Consider the following 20,391-nt stretch of genomic DNA (forward strand, 5'->3'; position numbering starts at 1 on the left):
GATACCAAGCGCCGTCGCGCCAAGGCGGACCATCCGGAGACATCGCATATGAACGATCGACTGCTCGTCGCCACCCGCAAGGGCCTGTTCGTCCTGCAACCCGACGGCAACGGCGGCTGGACGCTCGGCGAACCGCATTTCATCGGCGAGCCCGTCAGCATGGCGCTCGCCGACCCGCGCGACGGTACGCTGTATGCGGCGCTCAATCTCGGCCATTTCGGCGTGAAACTGCATCGCCTGCGCGCAGGCGCCACCGACTGGGAGGAATGTGCAGCCCCGGTTTATCCGCCGCAGCCCGCCGACGCGTCGCCTACCCGTGCCGATCCGCACGCAGGCAGCGGCGACACCGACGACGAGCCTGCCGGGTCGCCGCAGCCGCCGTGGACCCTTCAGCAAATCTGGTCGCTCGAAACCGGCGGCACGGACGAACCCGGCGTGCTGTGGGCCGGCACGATTCCCGGCGGCCTGTTCCGTTCCGACGATCACGGCGATTCGTGGGCACTCAACCGCCCGCTGTGGGATCGCCCCGAACGCGCCGAATGGGGCGGCGGCGGGTACGACGCGCCGGGCATCCATTCGGTGATGGTCGATCCGCGCGACAGCCGGCACGTTGCCGTCGGCATCTCGTGCGGCGGCGTGTGGCAGACCGCGGACGGCGGCGCGACGTGGCGCGTGACCGCGGAAGGCATGGAAGCCGACTACATGCCGCCCGAGCGACGCGGCGAACCGAACATGCAGGACCCGCACCGCGTCGTGCAGTGCGCGGCCAATCCGGACGTGCTGTGGACGCAGCATCACTGCGCGATCTTCCGCTCGACCGACGGCGGCGAACACTGGCGGCGGATCGAGGCGCAGCCGTCGAGCTTCGGTTTCGCGGTGGCCGTGCATCCGCACGAACCGGATACCGCGTGGTTCGTGCCGGCCGTGAAGGACGCGTGCCGGATTCCGGTGAACGGCCGGTTCGTCGTCACGCGTACGCGCGACGGCGGCCGCAGTTTCGAGAGCCTGTCGAACGGATTGCCGGCCGCGCCCGCGTACGACCTCGTGTACCGGCACGGGCTCGCGGTGGACGATTCCGGCACGCGCCTCGCGATGGCGTCGACGACCGGCGGGCTATGGACGTCCGATGATGGCGGCGAGCGCTGGCAGCAGGTATCGGCGCATTTGCCGCCGGTGTATTGCGTCAGGTTCGGGTAGCGGCGCGGTGCTCGTCCGGCGCCATCCGCGCCACCGCATCGCGCGTCCGTGCGATTTCGGCTTCGAGCCAGTCGAGAAACCGCCTGACCTGCGGCTCGCGCTCGCGCCCCGGCCGGCACAACGCGACGAAGCGCGCACCGTCGAGCCGCACCGTGGGCTCGATCGGCATCAACGCGCCGCGCTCGACATGCTCGGCGGCCAGCACCGAGCTGAGCAGCGCGATACCCTGCCCGTGCAGCACGGCCTGCAACGCGTAATGCTCGTCGTCGTAATGGCGAAACACCGCGCGTTCGAGCCACGCTTCTCGCCCCGCCGCACGACACCACGACGCCCAGTCGACCGACACCGGCAGCGGCGTATCCCACACGGTCTCGATCAGGTCGAGCGGCGCGTCCGCGCGATGCGCATCGAACCCGGCGGCCGCATACGCGCCGAAATATTCGTCGATCAGCGCAATCTCGTGCAACGCGGGAAACCGCCGCGACGTCGCGCGAATCGCGAGATCGATCCGGGCATCGCGTTCGAGATCGACGAGCGCGTTTCCGGTTTCGACCTTGATGTGCAGATGCGGATCGATGCGGCGAAACGCGCCGAGACGCGGAATCAGCCACATCGCCGCAAAGGCCGGCGTGGTGGTCAGCACGAGCGGGCGCTCGTCGGCCGCATCGGGACGCACCGCATCGAGCCCGCGGCTCAATGCCAGCAACGCATCGTGACTCGCGCGAAACAGCCGCTCGCCTTCTTCCGTCAGCCGCACGCCGCCTGCGCCGCGCTCGAACAGCAGCACGCCGACGCGGCTCTCGAGCGACTTGATCTGGTGCGACACGGCAGCCGGCGTCACGGACAGCTCGTCCGCGGCGGCCTTGAACGTGCCGAGCCGCGCCGACGATTCGAATACACGCAATGCGGTCAGGGGAATTTTCGAGAACACGGGGCCTCGCGGGCCGGATGCGGCCGGGTTGAATTCGATTCAATCGGGGTGAGATTAGGTGAATTGAAGCGGCTGCGCAACGCGACTAGCCTTGCGGGGCGTCGCGGCATGGTGCCGCGACGGTCGACCTCGAACCGGAGGAACCCGTGCAAGGCCTACCGCGCAGGATCACGCAGGCGGTGCTCTACGAAGCGATCGCCATTTCCTGCATCTCGCCCGCGATCGCGGCGATCTTCAAGCAGGACCTCGTCTACTCCGGCGCGCTGTCGGCGACGATGTCGGCGATCGCGATGCTGTGGAACATGATCTTCAACGCGCTGTTCGAGCGCTGGGAAGCGTCGCGCCGGCAGCCGGCGCGCACGCTCGGACGGCGGATCCTGCACGCGACCGGATTCGAGGGCGGGCTGATCTTCATCCTCGTGCCCGTCGTGTCGTGGTGGCTCGACATCTCGTGGTTCGACGCGTTCGTCGTCGATATCGGGCTGTTCGCGTTCTTCTTCTGCTACGCGTTCGTGTTCCAGTGGGCGTTCGATCGGGTATTCGACGTGCCGGCGGCGACGAAGGAGTCGTGAGCCGGGGCCTACGCCCCCGCGGCGATTTTCGGCAACTGCCAGCCGAAACGCACCGCCGCCATCCGCAGCGCGAAGCACGCGAGCCCGCCCAGCAAGGCCGCGACGACGGGCGGGCAACCGAGCCGCCGGCACAGCACGACGACGACCGCGCCGAGCAGCGCCGCGCTCGCGTAGATGTCCGTGACCAGCACGACCGGTATCCGTGCGAGCAGCAGATCGCGCACGACGCCGCCCCCGCAGCCGGTCACCGCGCCCATCAGCGTGGCAATGAACGGCGGCACGCGGAATTCGAGCGCCTTCACGGCGCCCGCGACCGCGAACAGCGCGAGGCCGGCCGCATCGAGCATCGTCAGCAGCGACGGCGAAAACGACGCGACCCGCGCATGAAACACGAAGGCGAACAGTCCTGCGGCGAACGCGAGCGCCGGATAACGCCAGTCGCTCACGGCGCTCGGCGGGCGAGCGCCGATCAGCAGGTCGCGAATCACGCCGCCGCCAAGCGCGACGACGAGCGACAGCACCATCACCCCGAACAGGTCGAGTCCGGCGCCGATCGCCGCATTGGCGCCCTCGATCGCGAACACCGCCGTGCCCGCGAGATCGGCCGCGAGCACGACTTGCTCGATGCGTTTCATGCGAATGAATGGCCGACGTACCGGATTGTCCGGCCGCAGCCTGCGTCGGCCGAAACGGTCGCGCCATTCGGCGGCGTGCCGGCTGCGTGTTGCCGTCCGGACGCATCAAGCGGGTTGCGGGTCATTGCCGTCTCCTCGATCGGGATCGAGCAGTCTAGCGCATCGTCCAGCGACCGTCGGACGGAGCATGAAGCGGGCAGCAAAAAGCCGGCGCAAGCAGGTCACCCCGCTTACGCCGGCTCAACATTCAGGTCAGGCTTCGGGCCGCGGCCGCCCAGCCCGACACGTCACCGTCAATGCGCGCCGAGATACGCCTTCACCGCCGGCAGGCCCGGCTTGCCGTCGATCGTCGTCACGCCGGCCAGCCACTTGTCGAGCGCCTCCGGGTTCGCCTTCAGCCACGCGGCGGCGGCCTTGTTCGGGTCCTGCTTGTTCATGATCGGCACCATCACGTGGTTCTCGATCGCCGTCGTGAACTGCAGGTTCGACACGAACTTCGCGACGTTCGGGCAGCGCTGCGCGTAGTCGGGCGGCGTCGCCGTCAGCACCTTCGCTTCGCCGTAGTTCGGGCCGAACACGTCGTCGCCGCCGGTCAGGTAGTCGATCTTCATCTGCACGTTCATCGGATGCGGTTCCCAGCCGAGGAACACGATCCACTGCTTGTCGCGGATCGCGCGATTCACCTCGACCAGCATCCCGGCCTCGCTCGACTCGACCAGCTTGAACTTGCCGAGGCCGAACTGGTTGCCGTCGATCATCTTCTTGATCAGCGCATTGCCGTCGTTGCCCGGTTCGATCCCGTAGATCTTGCCGTTGAGCTTGTCCGCGTACTTCTGGATGTCCGCGAACGACTTCAGGCCGCCGTGGTACACGTAGTCGGGCACCGCGAGCGTGTATTTCGCGCCGGTCAGGTTCGGCGTCGCGAGCACCTTGATCGTGCCGGCCTTCGTGAACGGCTGGATGATCGGGTCCATCGTCGGCGACCAGTAGCCGAGGAACACGTCGATCTGCTTGCTCTTGATCCCCGCGAACGTGATCGGCACCGACGCGATCGTCTTCGTCGGGTTGTAGCCGAGCCCCTGCAGCATCGTCGACGCGAGGCCCGTGGTCGCCGCGATGTCGGACCAACCGACATCCGCGAAGCGCACGTTCTTGCACACGGGCGGATCGGCCGCATAAACGGCCGACATCGGCGCGGTCATCCCGATTCCGCACACCGCTGCGATCAATAGGCGCTTCATCTTGCTTCTCCTCAAAGTGATGTCGTTTGCTTGAATGCGGGATCGTTTGTTGAAGCCGCGCGCCGCGATCCCGGCGACGTCGCGGACCGTCCGATTGCCCCGGCTCAGCGCCCCGGCAGCCGGCGCTCGTAGCTCGGCGCATGGCCGAACTGCGCGCGGTATGCCTTGCTGAAATGACACGGCGAATGAAAGCCGCAGACCGCCGTCACGCGTGCGATCGACGCATCGGTCGTGCGCAGCAGGTCGCGTGCGCGCTTCAGGCGCAGCGTCAGGTAATAGTGGGTCGGCGACACGTTCAGGTACACCTTGAACATGCGCTGCAGATGCCGCTGCGACAACCGCACGAGCCGCGCGAGCTCCTCGAGCGACAGCGGCTCCTCGATGTTCGCCTCCATCAGCCGCACGACCTCGATCAGCTCCGCACGCGAGAAGCCGACCCGCGCATCGACGGGAATCGGCTGCGTATCGGTCGAGCTGCGGATGCGCTCGAGGATGAACTGCTCGGAGACCTGCGCGGCCAGTTGCTGGCCGAACCGCATGCCGACGAGGTTCAGCATCAGGTCGAGCGGCGCGGTGCCGCCGGTGCAGGTCAGGCGGTCGCGATCGACGACGAACAACTCGTCGGCGAAACCCACCTGCGGGAATTCGGAATGCAGCGCGGACAGGTTCTCCCAGTGCACGGTGCAGCGATAGCCGTCGAGCAGCCCGCTCGACATCAGCGCGTACGCACCCGTGCAGATTCCGCCGAGCGGCAGCCCGCGTTCGGCGAGTGCCGTGAGCGTATCTCGCGCGCCGTCGTCGACCACGTCGCGGATGCGGATGCCGCCGCACACGATCATCACGTCGGGCAGGTTGTCGTAGTCGAGCGCCTGCGTGGGCCGCACCGCGATGCCGTTGCTGGCATGCGCGGGGGCGCCGTCGAGCGAGTAGATCGACCACTTGTAGTGATCCGCCCGCCCGACGTAGTTCGCCATCCGAAGCACTTCGACCGCGCTCGAGAACGCGATCATCGAGAAGTTCGGCAGCGTCAGAAAGCCGAAATGGGCGAGGGACGAAACCGGTGAAACGCAGGCGGCGGGCGCGACAGCGACGGCGGACGTCACATCGGTCTCCTGGCGAGGAGGTTGCGGGGAGCCAGCCCCGCGGCCGAAGCCGCGGGAGCCGTTATCCATTCAGGGTGAGCGGCCGGCGCGTTGCCGGCCGCCGGAGATCAGGCCTGCGCGGGCGAAGCCTTCACCCGAAAGAGCTGCTTGAGGCCCGAGAACAGCGGCGCCTTCGCAGTGCCCGGCGCGCGGCCGAAGCTCTCGGTGATGCGGTCGAGAATGATCGCGAGCAGCACGACCGACAGACCGCTTTCGAAGCCGAGACCGATGTCGAGGCGCTGGATACTCGCGAGCACGTCGTTGCCGAGGCCGCCCGCGCCGACCATCGACGCGATGATCACCATCGACAGCGCCATCATGATCGTCTGGTTCACACCCTGCATGATCGACGGCAGCGCGTTCGGGAACTGCACCTTGTACAGCAGTTGCCACGGCGTGCAGCCGAATGCCTGACCGGCTTCGACGATCTCGCGGTTCACGTGGCGGATGCCGAGGCTCGTGAGGCGCACGGCCGGCGGCATCGCGAAGATCACCGTCGACAGGATCCCCGGCACGCGGCCGAGACCGAACAGCATCGCGGCCGGAATCAGGTAGACGAAGGCCGGCATCGTCTGCATCAGGTCGAGGATCGGACGCACGATCGCGGCCACCCACTTGCTCTTCGCGGCCCAGATCCCGAGCGGGATGCCGAGCACGAGGCTGATGATCGTCGACGACAGCGTGAGGCCGAGCGTGATGACCGTCTGGTCCCAGAAGCCCGTCGCGAAGATCAGCAGCAGCGACGCGGTCGTGAACAGCGCGAAGCGCCAGCCCACCCGCCACAGCCCGACGCCGATGAAGATCGCCATCATCAGCCACATCGGGATCGCCTGCAGGCCATGCTCGACGAATGCGGCGAGCCCTTCGATCGCTTGACCGATCGCGTCGAACGTCTTCGCGTCGTGGTCGAGCAGGTAGTGAACGGACTGGTCGACCCAGGTACCGAGCGGAATCATTTCAGACATGGGAGCCTCGCGAACGCGTGATGGCCTTCAGGATGAGCGCACGATCGACCGAGCCGCAGTAGCAGCCGTCGTCGTCGACGACGGGCAATGCATTCGGGCTCGCGACGACGCGCGCGACGACATGTTCGAGCGACGCATCGCGCCGGATGCTTTCGATCGGCCGCACCGACGGCGTGTCCTGACCGAGCGCCTCGCGCGTGACGAAGCCGCGAATCTTGCGTGCGGCATCGAGCACGAACGCGTATTCGGCGCTGCCGTTCAGCGACGCCGCGACGTTCGCGGCATCGCACTTCGACACGAGCGGCACGGCGCCCGTCTGCATCAAGTCGCCGGCGGTGAGGTAGCGGCTCGTGTCGATGCCGTCGAAGAACGCGCGCACGTAGTCGTCCGCCGGATTCGCGATGATGTCCTGCGGCGTGCCGACCTGCACGAGGCGGCCGCCTTCCATGATCGCGATGCGGTTGCCGATGCGCAGCGCTTCCTCCAGATCGTGCGACACGAACATGATCGTGCGGCGCTGCTCCTTCTGCAGTTGCAGCAGCACGTCCTGCATTTCGCGGCGCTTGAGCGGATCGAGTGCGGAGAACGCCTCGTCCATGATCATCAGCGACGGGTTCACGGCGAGCGCGCGGGCGAGGCCGACGCGCTGCTGCATGCCGCCCGACAGCTCGGACGGCAGCTTGTGTGAAAACGGCGCGAGGCCGACCTGCTCGAGCACTTCCATCGCACGGCGCTCGCGCTCCTTCTTGCCCATGCCCGCGACTTCGAGGCCGAACGCGGCATTCGACACGACGGTGCGATGCGGCATCAGCGCGAACGACTGGAACACCATGCTCATGTCCTTGCGGCGCAGCGCGGTCAGCGCCGAGCGGCGCGCCGACGCGACGTCGAGCCCGTCGATCAGCACCTTGCCGGCGCTTGGATCGACCAGCCGGTTCACGAGGCGGATCAGCGTGGACTTGCCGGAGCCGGACAGGCCCATCAGCACGAAAATTTCGCCTTCCTGCACATCGAAGGAGACGTTGTGCACGCCGACGACCTGACCGGTGCGCTTGAGCACATCGTCCTTCGTCGCGCCGGCGGCGAGCATGTCGAGCGCCTGCTGGGGATTGCTTCCAAACACCTTGCACAGACCTTCGACCACAACCTTGGGGGCATCCATCGAAACCTTCTCCTCGTGTAGCGGGGACTCGCGCTTGTCATAGCGTGCCTACATAGTTGCCAGAAAAAACCCCGACCTGCCGACGAATTACGACAAACGCTTGCGCAAATACGACACGGCCCGCAGCCCCGCCCGGCGGGCCGCGCAGCCGATTGCGGCGGCGCAATACGCGCACGGCCCGCAACGGCGGGCATTCCGCGCCGGACTTGTGCGCAGCAACGCGGCGCGCATCACATGAGGTTTTGCGCCAGCGCGCATCGGGCACGCGTCGTTTTGCGACAAGTTCACGTCCGTTCAGGCGTCGATTCGCTCAGACGAAAACGCGCACTGCATTCGTCAGTAAAAAGCATGACCGTGCAGAAAGCCGGATGGCGACACCGGACGGCGCACGCCGCGATACCGCGTCAACCCCGCAAATCGCAGCATGCGCGCTGTGATACATTCCCCGCAAACACGCCAATCGCGACGCCGTCGCGGGCCTTTCGCACGAGGGCCCGGCCGTACGACGCGCGCATGCCGGTTCGCCTGCCGGCCGTGCTGAAACCGCCTCGAGCCGGTGCGATCCGCGATCGAAGGACGATAACGATAGTGAGAGGGAGCAAGGCGTTGAACTGGGCATTCGCCGTAATCGGCTTCATCGTGGGCGGCATCGCCGCCTTGATCGGGGATTTCTCGGCCGGAAGCGGCTCGCTGCTCGGGGCCGCCGTCGGGTTCTGCGTCGGGCACGCGCTGCGGCAAAGCAAGCTCCGTCACGCGCCCGCCGCGCCCGATTCATTCGCGATCTCCACGGCGCCGCCTCCCACCCCGTTACCGCTCGCCGATCGCGTCGCGCGCCTCGAAGCCACCGTCGACACGCTCACGCGCGAACTCGATTCGCTGCGCGCGCAACTGGCGGGCGCGAAGGCCGGCGCGGCGACCTCCGGCGGCCTCGCGCAAACGGCGTCGGCCGGCGCCTCCGCGCCGCTACCGGCCCACGTTCCGGCCACGCCCGCCCAACGATCTGCCGCCGCACCGGTCGACACACCGGCATCGGCTTCGACGCCGGCACCCGCAGCGGCACCCGCACCGGCAACCACGGCACGCACCGCCACGGCGTCCGCTCACGCCCACACCACCGCCAGCGCGCCCGCCACCGCGAGCCGCGCGGCCCCGCCCGTACCGCCTGCGCCGCGCGAACCCGGCCTCGCCGAACGCGCGTTCGGCGCCGCACGCGACTGGCTGCTCGGCGGCAACACGGTGGTGCGTGTCGGGATCATCGTGCTGTTCTTCGGCGTCGCGTTCCTGCTCAAGTACGCGGCCGACAACGACATGCTGCCGATCGAATTCCGCCTCGCGGGCACGGCGCTCGCCGCGGCCGCGCTGCTCGCGATCGGCTGGCGCGTGCGAGCGCGCCGCGCCGCATACGGTCTCGTGCTGCAAGGCGGCGGCGTCGGCATCCTGTACCTGACGATCTTCGCCGCGACCAAGCTTTATGCGCTGCTGCCCGTCGGCGCCGCGTTCCCGCTGATGGTCGCGATCTGCGCGCTGAGCGCGTTCCTCGCGGTGCGGCAGAACGCGCTGCCGCTCGCGTTCATGGGCAGCGCGGGCGGCTTCCTCGCACCGATCCTGCTGTCGACCGGCCAGGGCAACCATGTCGCGCTGTTCAGCTACTACGCACTGCTGAACGCGGGCATTTTCGCGATCGCGTGGTTCAAGGCCTGGCGCCCGCTGAACCTGCTCGGCTTCGTGTTCACGTTCACGATCGGTTCCGCGTGGGGCGTGACGGCCTATCGCCCCGCGCTGTTCGCGAGCACCGAGCCGTTCCTCGTCCTGTTCTTCCTGATGTATGTCGGTATCGCGCTGCTGTATGCGGTGAAACGCGAACTCGCGCTGCGGCACTACGTGGACGGCACGCTCGTGTTCGGCACGCCGATCGTCGCGACCGCGCTGCAGGCGTCGCTCGTGAAAGGCATGCCGTTCGCGCTCGCGTGGAGCGCGGTCGCGCTGTCGGCGTTCTACGTCGCGGTCGCCGCATGGCTCGCGCGGCGCCGCGACCGCCTCGGGCTGCTGTTCGAATCGATGCTCGCGCTCGCGGTCATCTTCGCGACGCTCGCGGTGCCGCTCGCGTTCTCGGGGCCGACGACCAGCGCCGCGTGGGCCATCGAAGGCGCGGCCGTCGTGTGGCTCGGCGTGCGCCAGAAGCGCCTGCTCGCATTCGGCTTCGGGCTGCTGATGCAGCTCGCCGCGGCAGGCGCGTTCTTCACGAGCCTGCTCGCGCCGGCCGACGCGACCGCGCTGCCGGTGCTCAACGGCCCGACCATCGCGATGCTGCTGATCGCGCTCGCCGGCCTGTTCACCGGCTGGTGGCTGCACGGGCGCGGCGAAGCGCGCGCATGGCACGCATGGATGCCCGAGATCGGCGTCGCGGCCGCTGCGTGGGGGCTGCTGTGGTGGGTCAGCGGCGGGCTGCACGAGATCCTGGTCCATGCAAGCCGCCACGTCGACCTGCATGCCGATCGCTTCGTCGTCGATACGACCGCACTGTTCGCGGCCGGTACCGCGTGGCTCGCGCACGCCACGCGCCACCGGCTCGCATGGCCGCTCGCCGAATGGCCCGCGCTCGCGCTCACGCCGGTGCTGGCGCTGCTCGCGCTGCGCGCGTTCGATGCGCACGAAGCGCCGCTGTCGGGCATGGGTGCGTTCGCGTGGCCGGTGGCCGCCGGTGCGGGGCTCGCGCTGCTGTGGCGCCAGTCGCGCGACACGGGCCGCGCCGCTGCCGCGAACGACGCGGCGCCGGCCGTTGCAGCAGGCATCCTCGCGCCGCTGCATACGCTGACGTTCTGGACCCTGTGCGGGCTGCTCTCGCTCGAAGGCTTCTGGCGCCTGCACGCGTTCGTCCCCGAAGGCGCGTGGAGCTGGAGCGCATGGGCATACGGATTCGGCGCGCTGCTCCTGCTCGTGTCGGGCCCCGGCTCGCGCCTGCGCTGGCCCGTCGCGGCGTTCCCGCGCGCGTATCAGGTGTGGGGGGCCGCGCCGCTCGCCGCGCTGCTGTGGCTGTGGAGCCTCGCCAGCACGGTCAGCGACGGCGACGCAGCGCCGCTCTTCTGGGTGCCGCTGCTCAATCCGCTCGACGTCGCGCAGGGTCTCGTGTTCGTCGCCTTCGCCGCGTGGCTGCGCCGCCTGAAAACGCTCGGCATCGCGTGGCATCCGCGCGTCGTCGACTATGCGGCGATCGCGACCGTGTTCCTGTGGTTCAACGCGCTGATGCTGCGCACGCTGCATCACCGCTTCCACCTGGGCTACGACATCGACACCGTGGTCTCGTCGTTCGGCGTCCAGCAGGTGTTCATGGTCGGCTGGAGCCTGTTCGCGTTCGCCGGGATGTGGCTCACACGCCGCGACGGCATCGCCCGTCTCTGCGCGTTCGCGTCGCTGCCGCTGATCGTCGTGATGTGGGCGTGGACGTTCTACGCGAACTTCACGCAGGACGGCGGAAGCTGGGCGCGCGTGCCGCTGTTCAATCCGCTCGATCTCGTGCTCGCGGTCGTCTACGCGCTCGCCGCGTCGTGGTTCGTGCGCGCGCGCAAGCTCGGCTGGTCGTTCGGCAGGTACCGCGTCGAGCTGCTGGGTGCGGCCGGCGCGACCGGCTTCCTGTGGCTGAACGCGATCCTGCTGCGCACGCTGCATCACTGGGCCGGCGTGCCGTATGAATTCCGCGCGATGGCCGAATCGACGCTCGTGCAGGCGTCGGTATCCGTGTACTGGACGGTCTGCGCGCTCGCGATCGCGATCTGGGCCACGCGCCGCGGGTTGCGGCCGCTGTGGTTCGTCGGCGCCGCGCTGCTCGCGCTCACGGTCGTCAAGCTGTTCCTGTTCGACCTGTCGCATGTCACCGGCATCGAGCGCATCGTGTCGTTCATCGGCATCGGCGTGCTGCTGCTGTTGATCGGCTATTTCTCGCCGCTGCCGCCGAAGGCAGCCGCGCAACAGGACGGCCGGCCATGAAACGATTCGCCGCCCTGCTCGGGCTGAGCCTGTTCGCGTCGTTCGCGGCGGCCGGCGATGCCCCGAATGCAGCCCGCGTCGCGCAGCGCTTCGCGCTCGACCTCGACGGCAGCGCCGCGTACTACCAGCTCACCGTGCCGCAGCCCGTGTATGCGGCGAGCCGGCGCGACGATCTCGGCGACGTGCGCATCTTCAACGGCGCGGGCGAGCCAGTGCCGTACTCGCTCGACGCGCCCGCCGCCGCGCCTGCCGTGCCGCCGTCCCGCACGCCGGTGCACTGGTTCCCGCTGCCGCCCGCCCGCGCCGGGAACGGCAACGCGCCGCTCGGCGTGACGGTCGGCCCGGACGGCGCGCTGCGCGCGGCCGTCGCGACGCCTTCGCGCACCACGCACGGCGCGGACCTCGTCGACCTGTCGCATACCGACGGCAGCATCGATGCGCTGCTCGTGCACGTGAGCGACGACAGCTACCAGGGGCGTGTGTCCGTCGAAGCCAGCGACGACCTGCGCAGTTGGCGGCCGCTCGGCAGCACGCAGTTGCTGAAGGTCGGCCGCGGCAGCGACATGCTGGTGCAGGAGCGCATCGCGCTCGACGGCGCCGCGCCGCGCTACCTGCGGCTGGACTGGCTCGACGACGCGCCTGCGATCGCGTCGATCGACGTCGAGACGCATCCGCGCGACGCTCGCGGCGCCGATACGGCATCCGCGCCGCGTCAGTGGCGCGACGCCGTGCGGGTACGCGCCGGCCGTGCGCCGGGCGAGTATCTGTTCGACACCGATGGCGCGTATCCGGTCGACCGCGTGCGCATCGGCCTGCCGCAACCGAACACTGTTGCACGCGCGGCGCTGCAAAGCCGTGCCGACGCACAGGCGCCGTGGCGCGACGTCGCGGGCGCCGTGCTGTTCCGGCTGCAGGGCAAGGGCGGCGAGCAGCGCAATCCGCCGCTCGAGTTCGTCGCGAATACGGACCGCACATGGCGAATCGTCGTCGACATGCGCAACGGCGGGCTCGGCGGCGGGCAGCCGGCCGTCGCGATCGGCTGGCATCCGGCCGCGCTGACCTTCGTCGCGCGCGGCGCGCCGCCGTTTACGCTCGGCGTCGGCGACGCGTCGCTCGGGTCGTCGGCCGTGAGCCGCGACGCACTGCTGGTCGGCATGGCGCCCGAAGTACGGCCCGCGCGCGTCGGCGCGGCGCTGCCGGCGTCGGCGGTCGCGCCGGTGGCCGCCGCCGACACGGACGCCGCGCGCCGCTACGTGCTGTGGGGCGCGCTGGTGGTGGCGGTCGGCATGCTCGGCACGATCGCGTGGCGCCTTGCGAAAGGCGGCGGCGACGCCCGCGGCCGCGACGAGTGACGTACGCAAGCAGTTGCGTGCCGCTTGGCGCGCCGTTCGTCGAGCCGGTTCGTTCTCCTGGCCATCGGAACGGGTGATTGCGCCGATTGATCGAGCGGCCCGCGTCCCGTCCTCGCGTGAAGCCCACGCGACGGGCGAACGGCACGAACCGGAGTCCGCCCGCCGCTATCGGGCCACGACGCGGCCGTGCTGACGCGGCCGCCACGGCGACGACCAGCAACTGGCCGCACCGGCCGCGCGGCGCGCCGCGAAACGTCCGGCGCGACGCAAACCCGCCTCGCGCCGGGCCAACACGACAATGCGCGGCGCCCACGCATGCAGGACACGCCGCACGGCCGCCACACGCGCAGCCAGCCGCGACGCCGACGACACCCGGCGCACGGGGCATGCAACGGGCCGCTTGCACAGGATCGCACTGTCGTAGCGCTTGCCGGCGAAGCGCATCACGTCGACCAACTCGAAGCCCTGCGCGCCGTAGAACGCCAGCAGGTGCGCGGCGGGATGCGGCGTATCCAGCGCGAGCAGCGCATAGCCGCGCGACGCGGCCCACTGCTCGGCGAACGACAGCAGCAACGCGCCGATCCCGCGGCTCTGGCAAGCCGGGTCCACCGCCAGCTGGCGCACGCTCGCGACGCCTTCACGGCGGTATAGCGAACAGGCCGACGACGGATCGGTCGCGTACAGCGTGGCCGTGCCGACGACGCGCCCGCCGCACACGGCGACGTAGCATTCGCCTGCTTCCGCGCGGCGGCGCGTGACATCTTCGTCCTGATCGACGCACGTGCAGTTGAGCCCCATCGCACCGAGCCGCGCGAACGCACGGTGCAGCATCGGCGTGAGTTGTGCGTAGCTGTCGATTGCCGGATCGAAGCGCCGGACGATCACCCGATCGGCGCCTGCGGAAAGCGGCGCGGCGGCGGTGGGTTCGGCGATCGCGTTCCAGGGTATCGACATGGCCATGCTCCGTGGTGAAGATGCCCGAAGTCTAGGAGCGCGCCGGTCGCCGTCGCAAGAAAAAATGTCGTAAAAATCCACGGGTAGCGCGGCTGGCGGAGGTGGCGAGTACGGTGTATTTCGACGCTGTGCGCACGTCATGGCGAACACATCGAAGTGCCGATCGTTGCTCGCGCAAGCAACGCATCAAGCAATGAAACCGACGCCCGCGTGCACGCCGTTGACACGTGCCGCCCCGCGCTCCAGACTCGCGGCTCCGCCACTGCATCGCGAGCGCCCATGATCACCTGCTTCCTTCGCTACGTCGTCGACCCGTACAAACTCGTCGAATTCGAGACCTACGGCAAGATGTGGATTCCGCTCGTCGAACGGTTCGGCGGCACGCATCATGGCTATTTCCTGCCATCCGAAGGCGCGAGCAACATCGCGCTGGCAATGTTCTCGTTCCCGAGCCTCGCCGACTACGAGCGCTACCGCGAACGCTCGAAGGACGATCCGGCCTGCCAGGCCGCGTTCCGCTACGCGGAGGACACGCGTTGCATCGTCAGCTACGAGCGCAGCTTCTTCCGGCCGGTGTTCGCGTAACGGGCCACGCCGCGGCACGCATCGGGCCCCGTTTTCCGGCCGAGGACGAAAAAAAGCCCCGCCGCATCCGCGTGGCGGGGCCAACCCATGTCAGTAGAGACATCATGGAGGAGACGCACCCATCTTATCGACCGTGGTGCACCGTCCCAACCAAGCATTTCTGCTATCGATCTGCGCGGCCGCGCACACGATTGCCCCGGCGCGCGGCATATCGATAGAACGAAAAGTCGTTTTCAGAGTGGCGACGCGGTCGTTACCATCTGGTTTTAAGCCTGTGCTTAGCCGGGCAAGCCACTCCCAGGAGCGCCCCTTGACTGCATTCGATCAACACCGCCGCCCGTTCGTCGTCGGCATCGGCGGTACCACCCGGGCCGCGTCGTCCACCGAACGCGCGCTGTCATTCGCCCTGCGCGGCGCGCAGGCCGCCGGCGCGCGTACGCGCCTGTTCGACGGCCCGTTCCTGCACACGCTGCCGCACTACGCCCCCGAACACAAAACGCTGACCGACGCGCAGCGCGAGCTGATCGACGCGGTGCGCCAGGCCGACGCGATCATCATCGCGACGCCCGGCTATCACGGCGGCGTGTCCGGCCTCGTGAAGAACGCACTCGACACGCTCGAGGAGCTGCGCGCGGACGAACGCCCGTATCTCGACGGCCGCGCGGTCGGCCTGATCGTCACCGCCTACGGCTGGCAGGCGGCCGGCACCGTGCTGACGTCGCTGCGCTCGATCGTCCATGCGCTGCGCGGCTGGCCGACGCCGTTCGGCGCCACCGTCAACACGCTGGAAACGCGTTTCGACAGCGCCGACAGCTGCTCGGATCCGAAGGTCGTCGCGCAACTCGAGACGGTCGGCGCGCAAGCGGCCGAATTCGCGCTCGCGTTCGCGTCGCATCGGGCGGCCTCGCACGCGGCGTCGGTCGATGCGCTCGCCCCCGTGCTGAAGGTCGCCAACCAGTAACCCCCCGCATTCCGCCGCGCGCCCTCGATCGACAGGATTCGACGAGGGCGCGCGGCGCGTCTTCCGACGCGTGCGACATGCGGGCGCGTCGTCCCGGCTCCCGACAACACCGTTCCGCGTCCCGCCCCGATAACGATTCAGCCCGCCGCGTCATTTGCATTGGCCGAAAGATTGGTTCACCCGACCGGCGGGTTTGCGTACGCTGAAAGTCCGAACTTTTTCCGCGCATGCCATGAACCGTACGATCCGCTACAAGGGCTACGAAGTCGCTCCCGCTGCCGCCCGGTTGCCGAACGGGCTGTTCGCCGCCAACCTGACGATCGAACGCGCGAGCGGCGGCCCGTCGCCGCGCTCCGTGTCGTTCGACGCAATCGATTTCTTCTTCGAGGAAGAGCACGCCCTCGCGTACGCATCGCGCTGGGGCCGCCTCTGGGTCGACACGAACGCGTGACGTGCGCGGGGCCGGCGTGCACATGGCCGCTCGAAAATACGCGATGACGGAAGCTGTGCAAGAATCTTTCGATCCGTAATCGCATAACAATAGCCATGACCGACACGCTGCAGGAAGAGCATGCAGCCGCAGATCACGCAATGCGCAACTGGACCTTCGAGGCCCAAGGCCCGGTCCGGATCGGTTCCGATGCGCACAAGCAGATGTTCTGTCGGATGCTGCTCGACACACACAACCCGTACAAGCCGGCCGTGATCGACTGGCCGGCGCTCCAGCCGGCCGAGCTCAGGCGGCTCACGTCGCTGCCGATCTGGGACATCGCGGTGCAAACCGAAGGCCGCGCGTCGATCCGCGTGGCGACCTACGCCGCGACGGTCGACGATCCGCTGCTGCGCCGCGCGCTCGAGATGGACGGCGGCGAGGAAGCCCGCCACAAGGTCGTGCTGTCGAAGCTCGTCGAGGCGTACGGCATCCGGCTCGCGCCCGAGCCGGCCTACCCCGCGCCGAAAGATCCCGAATGGTCGTGGATGATGACGGGCTTCAGCGAGTGCATCGACAGCTTTTTCGCGTTCGGCCTGTTCCGCTCCGCGCAGCGCTCCGGCTATTTCCCGCCCGAACTGGTCGAGACTTTCGAGCCCGTGATCCAGGAAGAAGGCCGCCACATCCTGTTCTTCGTCAACTGGTACGCATGGTACTGGCGCACGATGCCGTGGTGGCGCCGGCCGTGGTTCTTCGCACGCGTCGCAGCCGTGTGGGTGCAGCTGATCCGCGACCGCATGAGCATCGCGCGCGGCATCGATGCCGACGGCGCCGCGCGTGACGCGAATTTTCCGGCGACGGGCACCGCCGACATCGGCGATGCGCTGAACCCACGCGAGCTGATCGAGCTGTGTCTCGTGGAAAACGACCGGCGGATGGCCGGTTACGACAAGCGCCTGCTGCGCCCGATGTTCGTGCCTCGGATGGCGCGGTTCGCGCTGCGGTTTCTGAAGAAGTAAAGCCGGAAGTTTGCCGCGGGTCATGCGGCAGGCTGGCCCATTCGGCCCACGCTCGTGGGCCGAATGTGGCGCGCCCGATACATTCGATCCCCCCTCTTTTTATTCGCCACGCCGAGGCGGCGGCGGCGTGGCGGACAAATTGCGGCTCTCGAGCCTGACATTTCGCCCCCCCTCCGACGCGACGCCGACCCGTGGGCGTTGGCGCCCCGTCGACACCACGCCAAACACCCGCCACGAGCCCACCTGCTCGACTTCCGGCATATGCGCCGATTCCGCCCTAACAGCGATATCAATGCGATCGTCAATAGGACAAATCCGATAAATCGACGCGGAGTGTTTCATTTGGGCGCTCTGTAGCAATTTTTTACAACTTCGACGGCCAGGCGGCCCGGAGCGCCCGTCACACGGGCCCCAGCGCCGGGCGGAATGCGCACATCAGCACAATCAAATACACTTCGAATCCGATTAATTGGGCCATCAGATAATCCCCATACGCAAACAAAAAAATTCAATATAAGCCAAATTATTAACACGTTAATAATTCGACAAAAGCGTTATCTCATCGCAATCCCCATAACATTACAAACATGAAAGAATGTGGTGCCGCGCAAACGTTTGCTATTTCATTTGTCTTACTTTTAAGTCCGTCCAGTGTGTCATCTACCGCACAAAACAACAACAACTATTTGATTTTTAAGAGAAAATAGCCATCTCCGCGGAAGAATTCAAACCATACTTCAAGCATTCTTGAATCTTTCAAATTCATTCGCACTTCCCGCATCAAAACACGTCGCATTAACCATTCTTTAACTTTAAAAACACTTCATTTATCACTGTTTGTCAATCTTAAAAATGCACCTCCAATAAACTCCGCCCATCAATTTTGAGATTCGCGCGAGCGCACGGAGCAATCCTCTAACAAAAGAGACCGGTGTGTGGCGTGCACATTTGGAGGTAGTAGGACATGAACCGCACATACCGCTCGATCTGGAACGAAGCTCTTGGCGCCTGGGTCGCGGCATCGGAAATCGATTCGGCACGGGGCAAGCCGAACAAGTCGGCCGTCGTGGTGGCAGCAGTCGCGGCGCTGGCGATCAGCCTGCCCGAATTGGCCGAAGCCAATACGCTCAACACACAGCAAACCTGCCTGACGGGAAGCAGCGGCGCGGTCGGCCGCGTCAACCCCGGCGGCACGCAAAACCAGGCCGGCGACGGTTCCGGAACGTATTCGGTCGTAGCCGGGTGTAACTCCAACGGCAACGGCTGGACCGGTGTCACGGTATATGGCGCATTCGCACAGGCGACCGGCAACGGCGCGGTCGCCACCGGCATACAGTCGTCGGCGGGTCTGTGGGGCGTCGCTGCCGGCCTCGAAACCACCGCCAGCGGTGCCGGCGCGACCGCACTCGGCTTCGGCTCGACTGCGAACGCACTGAACTCCGTCGCGATCGGCGGCGCGGGCGGCAACGGAACGACGCCGCTGTCGCAGGCGAACTCGACCATCGCTTCGGGCGCGGGCGCAGTCGCCATCGGCAGCAACGCAACGAAGGGCGCGCAGTCGGCCGCGGCGGACGGCATCGCGATCGGCGGGCAGTCGTCCGTCGCATCGACCGCCACGTCGGGTATCGCGCTCGGCCGCGGTGCGACCGTCAACGGTGCGTATGGCATCGCGCAGGGCGACGGCGCCACGGCAAGCGGCTCCGCGGTTGCATTGGGTCAATCGGCGACGGCCGGTGCGAACGCTGGCACGGGCGGCGGCATCGCGATCGGCAGCGGCGCGAACGCGGGCAACGCTACGTCGGGTTCCACGATCGCGATCGGGGCCGGTGCTGTAGCAACGTCTCCGACGGGTTCCGGCGATTCGCTCGCCATCGGCACGAGTGCATCGGCTACGGGTCAGGATTCGACGGCGATCGGCGCCCAAACTACCGCCAACGGCACGAACTCGATCGCCATCGGCAACAATGGCACGCTCGCCACCGGAACCGGCGCACAGGTAATCGGCGTCGGCGCAACGGCATCCGGCACGAACGCCACGACATTCGGCACCGGCGCGACGGCCTCGGGCACCGGTGCGATGGCGCTCGGCGCAAGCAGCACGGCCAGATACGCATCCAGCGTCGCGCTCGGCACCGGAAGCGTGACGGGCGCCGCAGCGCCGACGGGCACGGGTTATCTGACGGGCAGCGCCGCGCCTCTGTCGGAAGTTTCGGTCGGCAGCTCGACGGCCCTGCGCCGCATCACGAACGTCGCGGACGGCTCGGCGCCGCAGGACGCCGTCACCGTCGCCCAGCTCAGCACCGGCATGAGCACGACGACGAGCGCAATCGGCAGCCTGTCGACGTCGGCGTCGACCGGTCTTTCGTCGGCGAATAGCGCGATCACTTCGCTGTCGACCTCGACTTCGACGGGCATCAACTCGCTGTCCACGGGCCTTAGTTCAGCTAACAGCGCTGTTACGTCGCTTTCGTCGTCCACGTCGACCGGCCTCTCGTCGGCCAACAGCTCGATCACCTCGCTGTCGACCTCGACTTCGACCAGCATCAATTCGCTGTCCACTGGCCTCAGCTCGGCTAACAGCTCGGTTACGTCGCTTTCGACTTCCACGTCGACGGGCCTGTCGTCGGCCAACAGCTCGATCGGTTCCCTGTCGACCTCGACTTCGACGGGCCTGTCGTCGGCCAACAGCTCGATCGGTTCCCTGTCGACCTCGACTTCGACCGGCATCAACTCGCTGTCCACTGGCCTCAGCTCGGCGAACAGCTCTGTGACGTCGCTGTCGACCTCCACGTCGACGGGCCTCTCGTCGGCCAACAGCTCGATCACCTCGTTGTCGACGTCGACTTCGACAGGTATCAATTCGCTGTCCACCGGCCTCAGCTCGGCAAACAGCTCGGTTACGTCGCTTTCGACTTCCACGTCGACGGGCCTGTCGTCGGCCAACAGCTCGATCGGTTCCCTGTCGACCTCGACTTCGACCGGCATCAACTCGCTGTCCACTGGCCTCAGCTCGGCTAACAGCTCTGTGACGTCGCTGTCGACCTCCACGTCGACGGGCCTCTCGTCGGCCAACAGCTCGATCACCTCGCTGTCAACCTCGACTTCGACCGGCATCAATTCGCTGTCTACCGGCCTTAGTACAGCTAACAGCTCGGTTACGTCGCTTTCGTCCTCCACGTCGACGGGCCTCTCGTCGGCCAACAGCTCGATCACCTCGCTGTCAACCTCGACTTCGACCGGCATCAACTCGCTGTCCACCGG

Annotated in this window: 15 protein-coding genes and 1 pseudogene; 9 read left to right on the top strand and 7 right to left on the bottom strand. The window is 67.6% G+C overall.

Annotated features, from left to right (window positions below; genetic code table 11):
• Positions 1–48 precede the first annotated feature (48 nt).
• Positions 49–1,197 (top strand): WD40/YVTN/BNR-like repeat-containing protein, encoded by a 1,149-nt coding sequence (locus tag KPB06_RS32265; RefSeq protein WP_275905224.1) that lies wholly within the window; start codon positions 49–51, stop codon positions 1,195–1,197.
• On the opposite strand, the gene KPB06_RS32270 is transcribed toward KPB06_RS32265, so the two are convergent.
• Positions 1,184–2,128, bottom strand: coding sequence for a LysR substrate-binding domain-containing protein (locus KPB06_RS32270; protein ID WP_275905225.1), 945 nt, complete (start codon positions 2,126–2,128; stop codon positions 1,184–1,186). The two genes, KPB06_RS32265 and KPB06_RS32270, sit on opposite strands and share 14 nt — an antisense overlap.
• Before the next feature lie 146 nt (positions 2,129–2,274).
• Between KPB06_RS32270 and KPB06_RS32275 the strand changes: the two genes are divergently transcribed.
• A complete protein-coding gene (locus KPB06_RS32275; protein WP_059575418.1) occupies positions 2,275–2,700 on the top strand; it encodes a PACE efflux transporter in 426 nt (141 codons plus the stop codon).
• Between the two features lie 8 nt (positions 2,701–2,708).
• On the opposite strand, the gene KPB06_RS32280 is transcribed toward KPB06_RS32275, so the two are convergent.
• The 5 genes and pseudogenes from KPB06_RS32280 to KPB06_RS32300 all read right to left on the bottom strand — a co-directional run.
• Positions 2,709–3,335, bottom strand: a complete 627-nt coding sequence (locus tag KPB06_RS32280) for a trimeric intracellular cation channel family protein (protein WP_059575420.1) — start codon at positions 3,333–3,335, stop codon at positions 2,709–2,711.
• Positions 3,336–3,628: 293 nt separating this feature from the next.
• A complete protein-coding gene (locus tag KPB06_RS32285) occupies positions 3,629–4,576 on the bottom strand; it encodes a choline ABC transporter substrate-binding protein (protein ID WP_275905226.1) in 948 nt (315 codons plus the stop codon).
• A 104-nt stretch (positions 4,577–4,680) separates the two neighbouring features.
• Positions 4,681–5,679, bottom strand: coding sequence for a GlxA family transcriptional regulator (locus tag KPB06_RS32290; RefSeq protein ID WP_059575422.1), 999 nt, complete (start codon positions 5,677–5,679; stop codon positions 4,681–4,683).
• 107 nt (positions 5,680–5,786) lie between these two features.
• Positions 5,787–6,683, bottom strand: coding sequence for a choline ABC transporter permease subunit (gene choW, locus KPB06_RS32295; RefSeq protein WP_059575424.1), 897 nt, complete (start codon positions 6,681–6,683; stop codon positions 5,787–5,789).
• Positions 6,676–8,122, bottom strand: a pseudogene (locus KPB06_RS32300) (quaternary amine ABC transporter ATP-binding protein); the annotation flags it as partial. The gene choW and the pseudogene KPB06_RS32300, both read right to left, overlap by 8 nt.
• Before the next feature lie 329 nt (positions 8,123–8,451).
• On the opposite strand from KPB06_RS32300, the gene KPB06_RS32305 reads away from it, so the two are divergent.
• Complete coding sequence (locus KPB06_RS32305; protein ID WP_104012522.1) at positions 8,452–11,829, top strand: DUF2339 domain-containing protein; 3,378 nt, start codon at positions 8,452–8,454, stop codon at positions 11,827–11,829.
• A complete protein-coding gene (locus KPB06_RS32310; RefSeq protein ID WP_059575430.1) occupies positions 11,826–13,181 on the top strand; it encodes a DUF3999 domain-containing protein in 1,356 nt (451 codons plus the stop codon). Before KPB06_RS32305 ends, KPB06_RS32310 begins: the two co-directional genes overlap by 4 nt.
• A gap of 165 nt (positions 13,182–13,346) precedes the next feature.
• Here KPB06_RS32310 and KPB06_RS32315 read toward each other — a convergent pair whose 3' ends face one another.
• Positions 13,347–14,135, bottom strand: coding sequence for a GNAT family N-acetyltransferase (locus KPB06_RS32315; RefSeq protein ID WP_059575432.1), 789 nt, complete (start codon positions 14,133–14,135; stop codon positions 13,347–13,349).
• Between the two features lie 279 nt (positions 14,136–14,414).
• Between KPB06_RS32315 and KPB06_RS32320 the strand changes: the two genes are divergently transcribed.
• From KPB06_RS32320 to KPB06_RS32340, 5 genes are all read left to right on the top strand, one after another.
• Positions 14,415–14,720: an NIPSNAP family protein gene (locus tag KPB06_RS32320; protein ID WP_059575435.1), complete on the top strand. Its 306-nt coding sequence runs from the start codon at positions 14,415–14,417 to the stop codon at positions 14,718–14,720.
• A 310-nt stretch (positions 14,721–15,030) separates the two neighbouring features.
• On the top strand, positions 15,031–15,681 hold the full coding sequence (locus tag KPB06_RS32325) for an NADPH-dependent FMN reductase (protein ID WP_060968372.1): 651 nt from the start codon (positions 15,031–15,033) through the stop codon (positions 15,679–15,681).
• A gap of 232 nt (positions 15,682–15,913) precedes the next feature.
• Positions 15,914–16,132 carry a hypothetical protein gene (locus KPB06_RS32330; RefSeq protein WP_006480563.1) on the top strand — a complete coding sequence of 73 codons (219 nt, stop codon included), beginning with the start codon at positions 15,914–15,916 and terminating at the stop codon, positions 16,130–16,132.
• A 95-nt stretch (positions 16,133–16,227) separates the two neighbouring features.
• Positions 16,228–17,130 (top strand): hypothetical protein, encoded by a 903-nt coding sequence (locus KPB06_RS32335; protein ID WP_059575437.1) that lies wholly within the window; start codon positions 16,228–16,230, stop codon positions 17,128–17,130.
• A gap of 964 nt (positions 17,131–18,094) precedes the next feature.
• Positions 18,095–20,391 (top strand): ESPR-type extended signal peptide-containing protein (locus KPB06_RS32340; RefSeq protein WP_275920566.1); only part of this gene is annotated, 2,297 nt, incomplete at its 3' end.

The sequence above is a fragment of the Burkholderia semiarida genome (assembly GCF_029268935.1).
In the GTDB taxonomy this organism is placed as follows: domain Bacteria; phylum Pseudomonadota; class Gammaproteobacteria; order Burkholderiales; family Burkholderiaceae; genus Burkholderia; species Burkholderia semiarida.

Bases quoted from the DNA above. Each gene is read 5' to 3' on its own strand.
- KPB06_RS32265 (WP_275905224.1), top strand. From the start codon at position 49: ATGAACGATCGACTGCTCGTCGCCACCCGCAAGGGCCTGTTCGTCCTG.
- KPB06_RS32280 (WP_059575420.1), bottom strand. From the start codon at position 3,335: ATGAAACGCATCGAGCAAGTCGTGCTCGCGGCCGATCTCGCGGGCACG.
- KPB06_RS32285 (WP_275905226.1), bottom strand. From the start codon at position 4,576: ATGAAGCGCCTATTGATCGCAGCGGTGTGCGGAATCGGGATGACCGCG.
- choW (WP_059575424.1), bottom strand. From the start codon at position 6,683: ATGTCTGAAATGATTCCGCTCGGTACCTGGGTCGACCAGTCCGTTCAC.
- KPB06_RS32310 (WP_059575430.1), top strand. From the start codon at position 11,826: ATGAAACGATTCGCCGCCCTGCTCGGGCTGAGCCTGTTCGCGTCGTTC.
- KPB06_RS32315 (WP_059575432.1), bottom strand. From the start codon at position 14,135: ATGTCGATACCCTGGAACGCGATCGCCGAACCCACCGCCGCCGCGCCG.
- KPB06_RS32320 (WP_059575435.1), top strand. From the start codon at position 14,415: ATGATCACCTGCTTCCTTCGCTACGTCGTCGACCCGTACAAACTCGTC.
- KPB06_RS32330 (WP_006480563.1), top strand. From the start codon at position 15,914: ATGAACCGTACGATCCGCTACAAGGGCTACGAAGTCGCTCCCGCTGCC.
- KPB06_RS32335 (WP_059575437.1), top strand. From the start codon at position 16,228: ATGACCGACACGCTGCAGGAAGAGCATGCAGCCGCAGATCACGCAATG.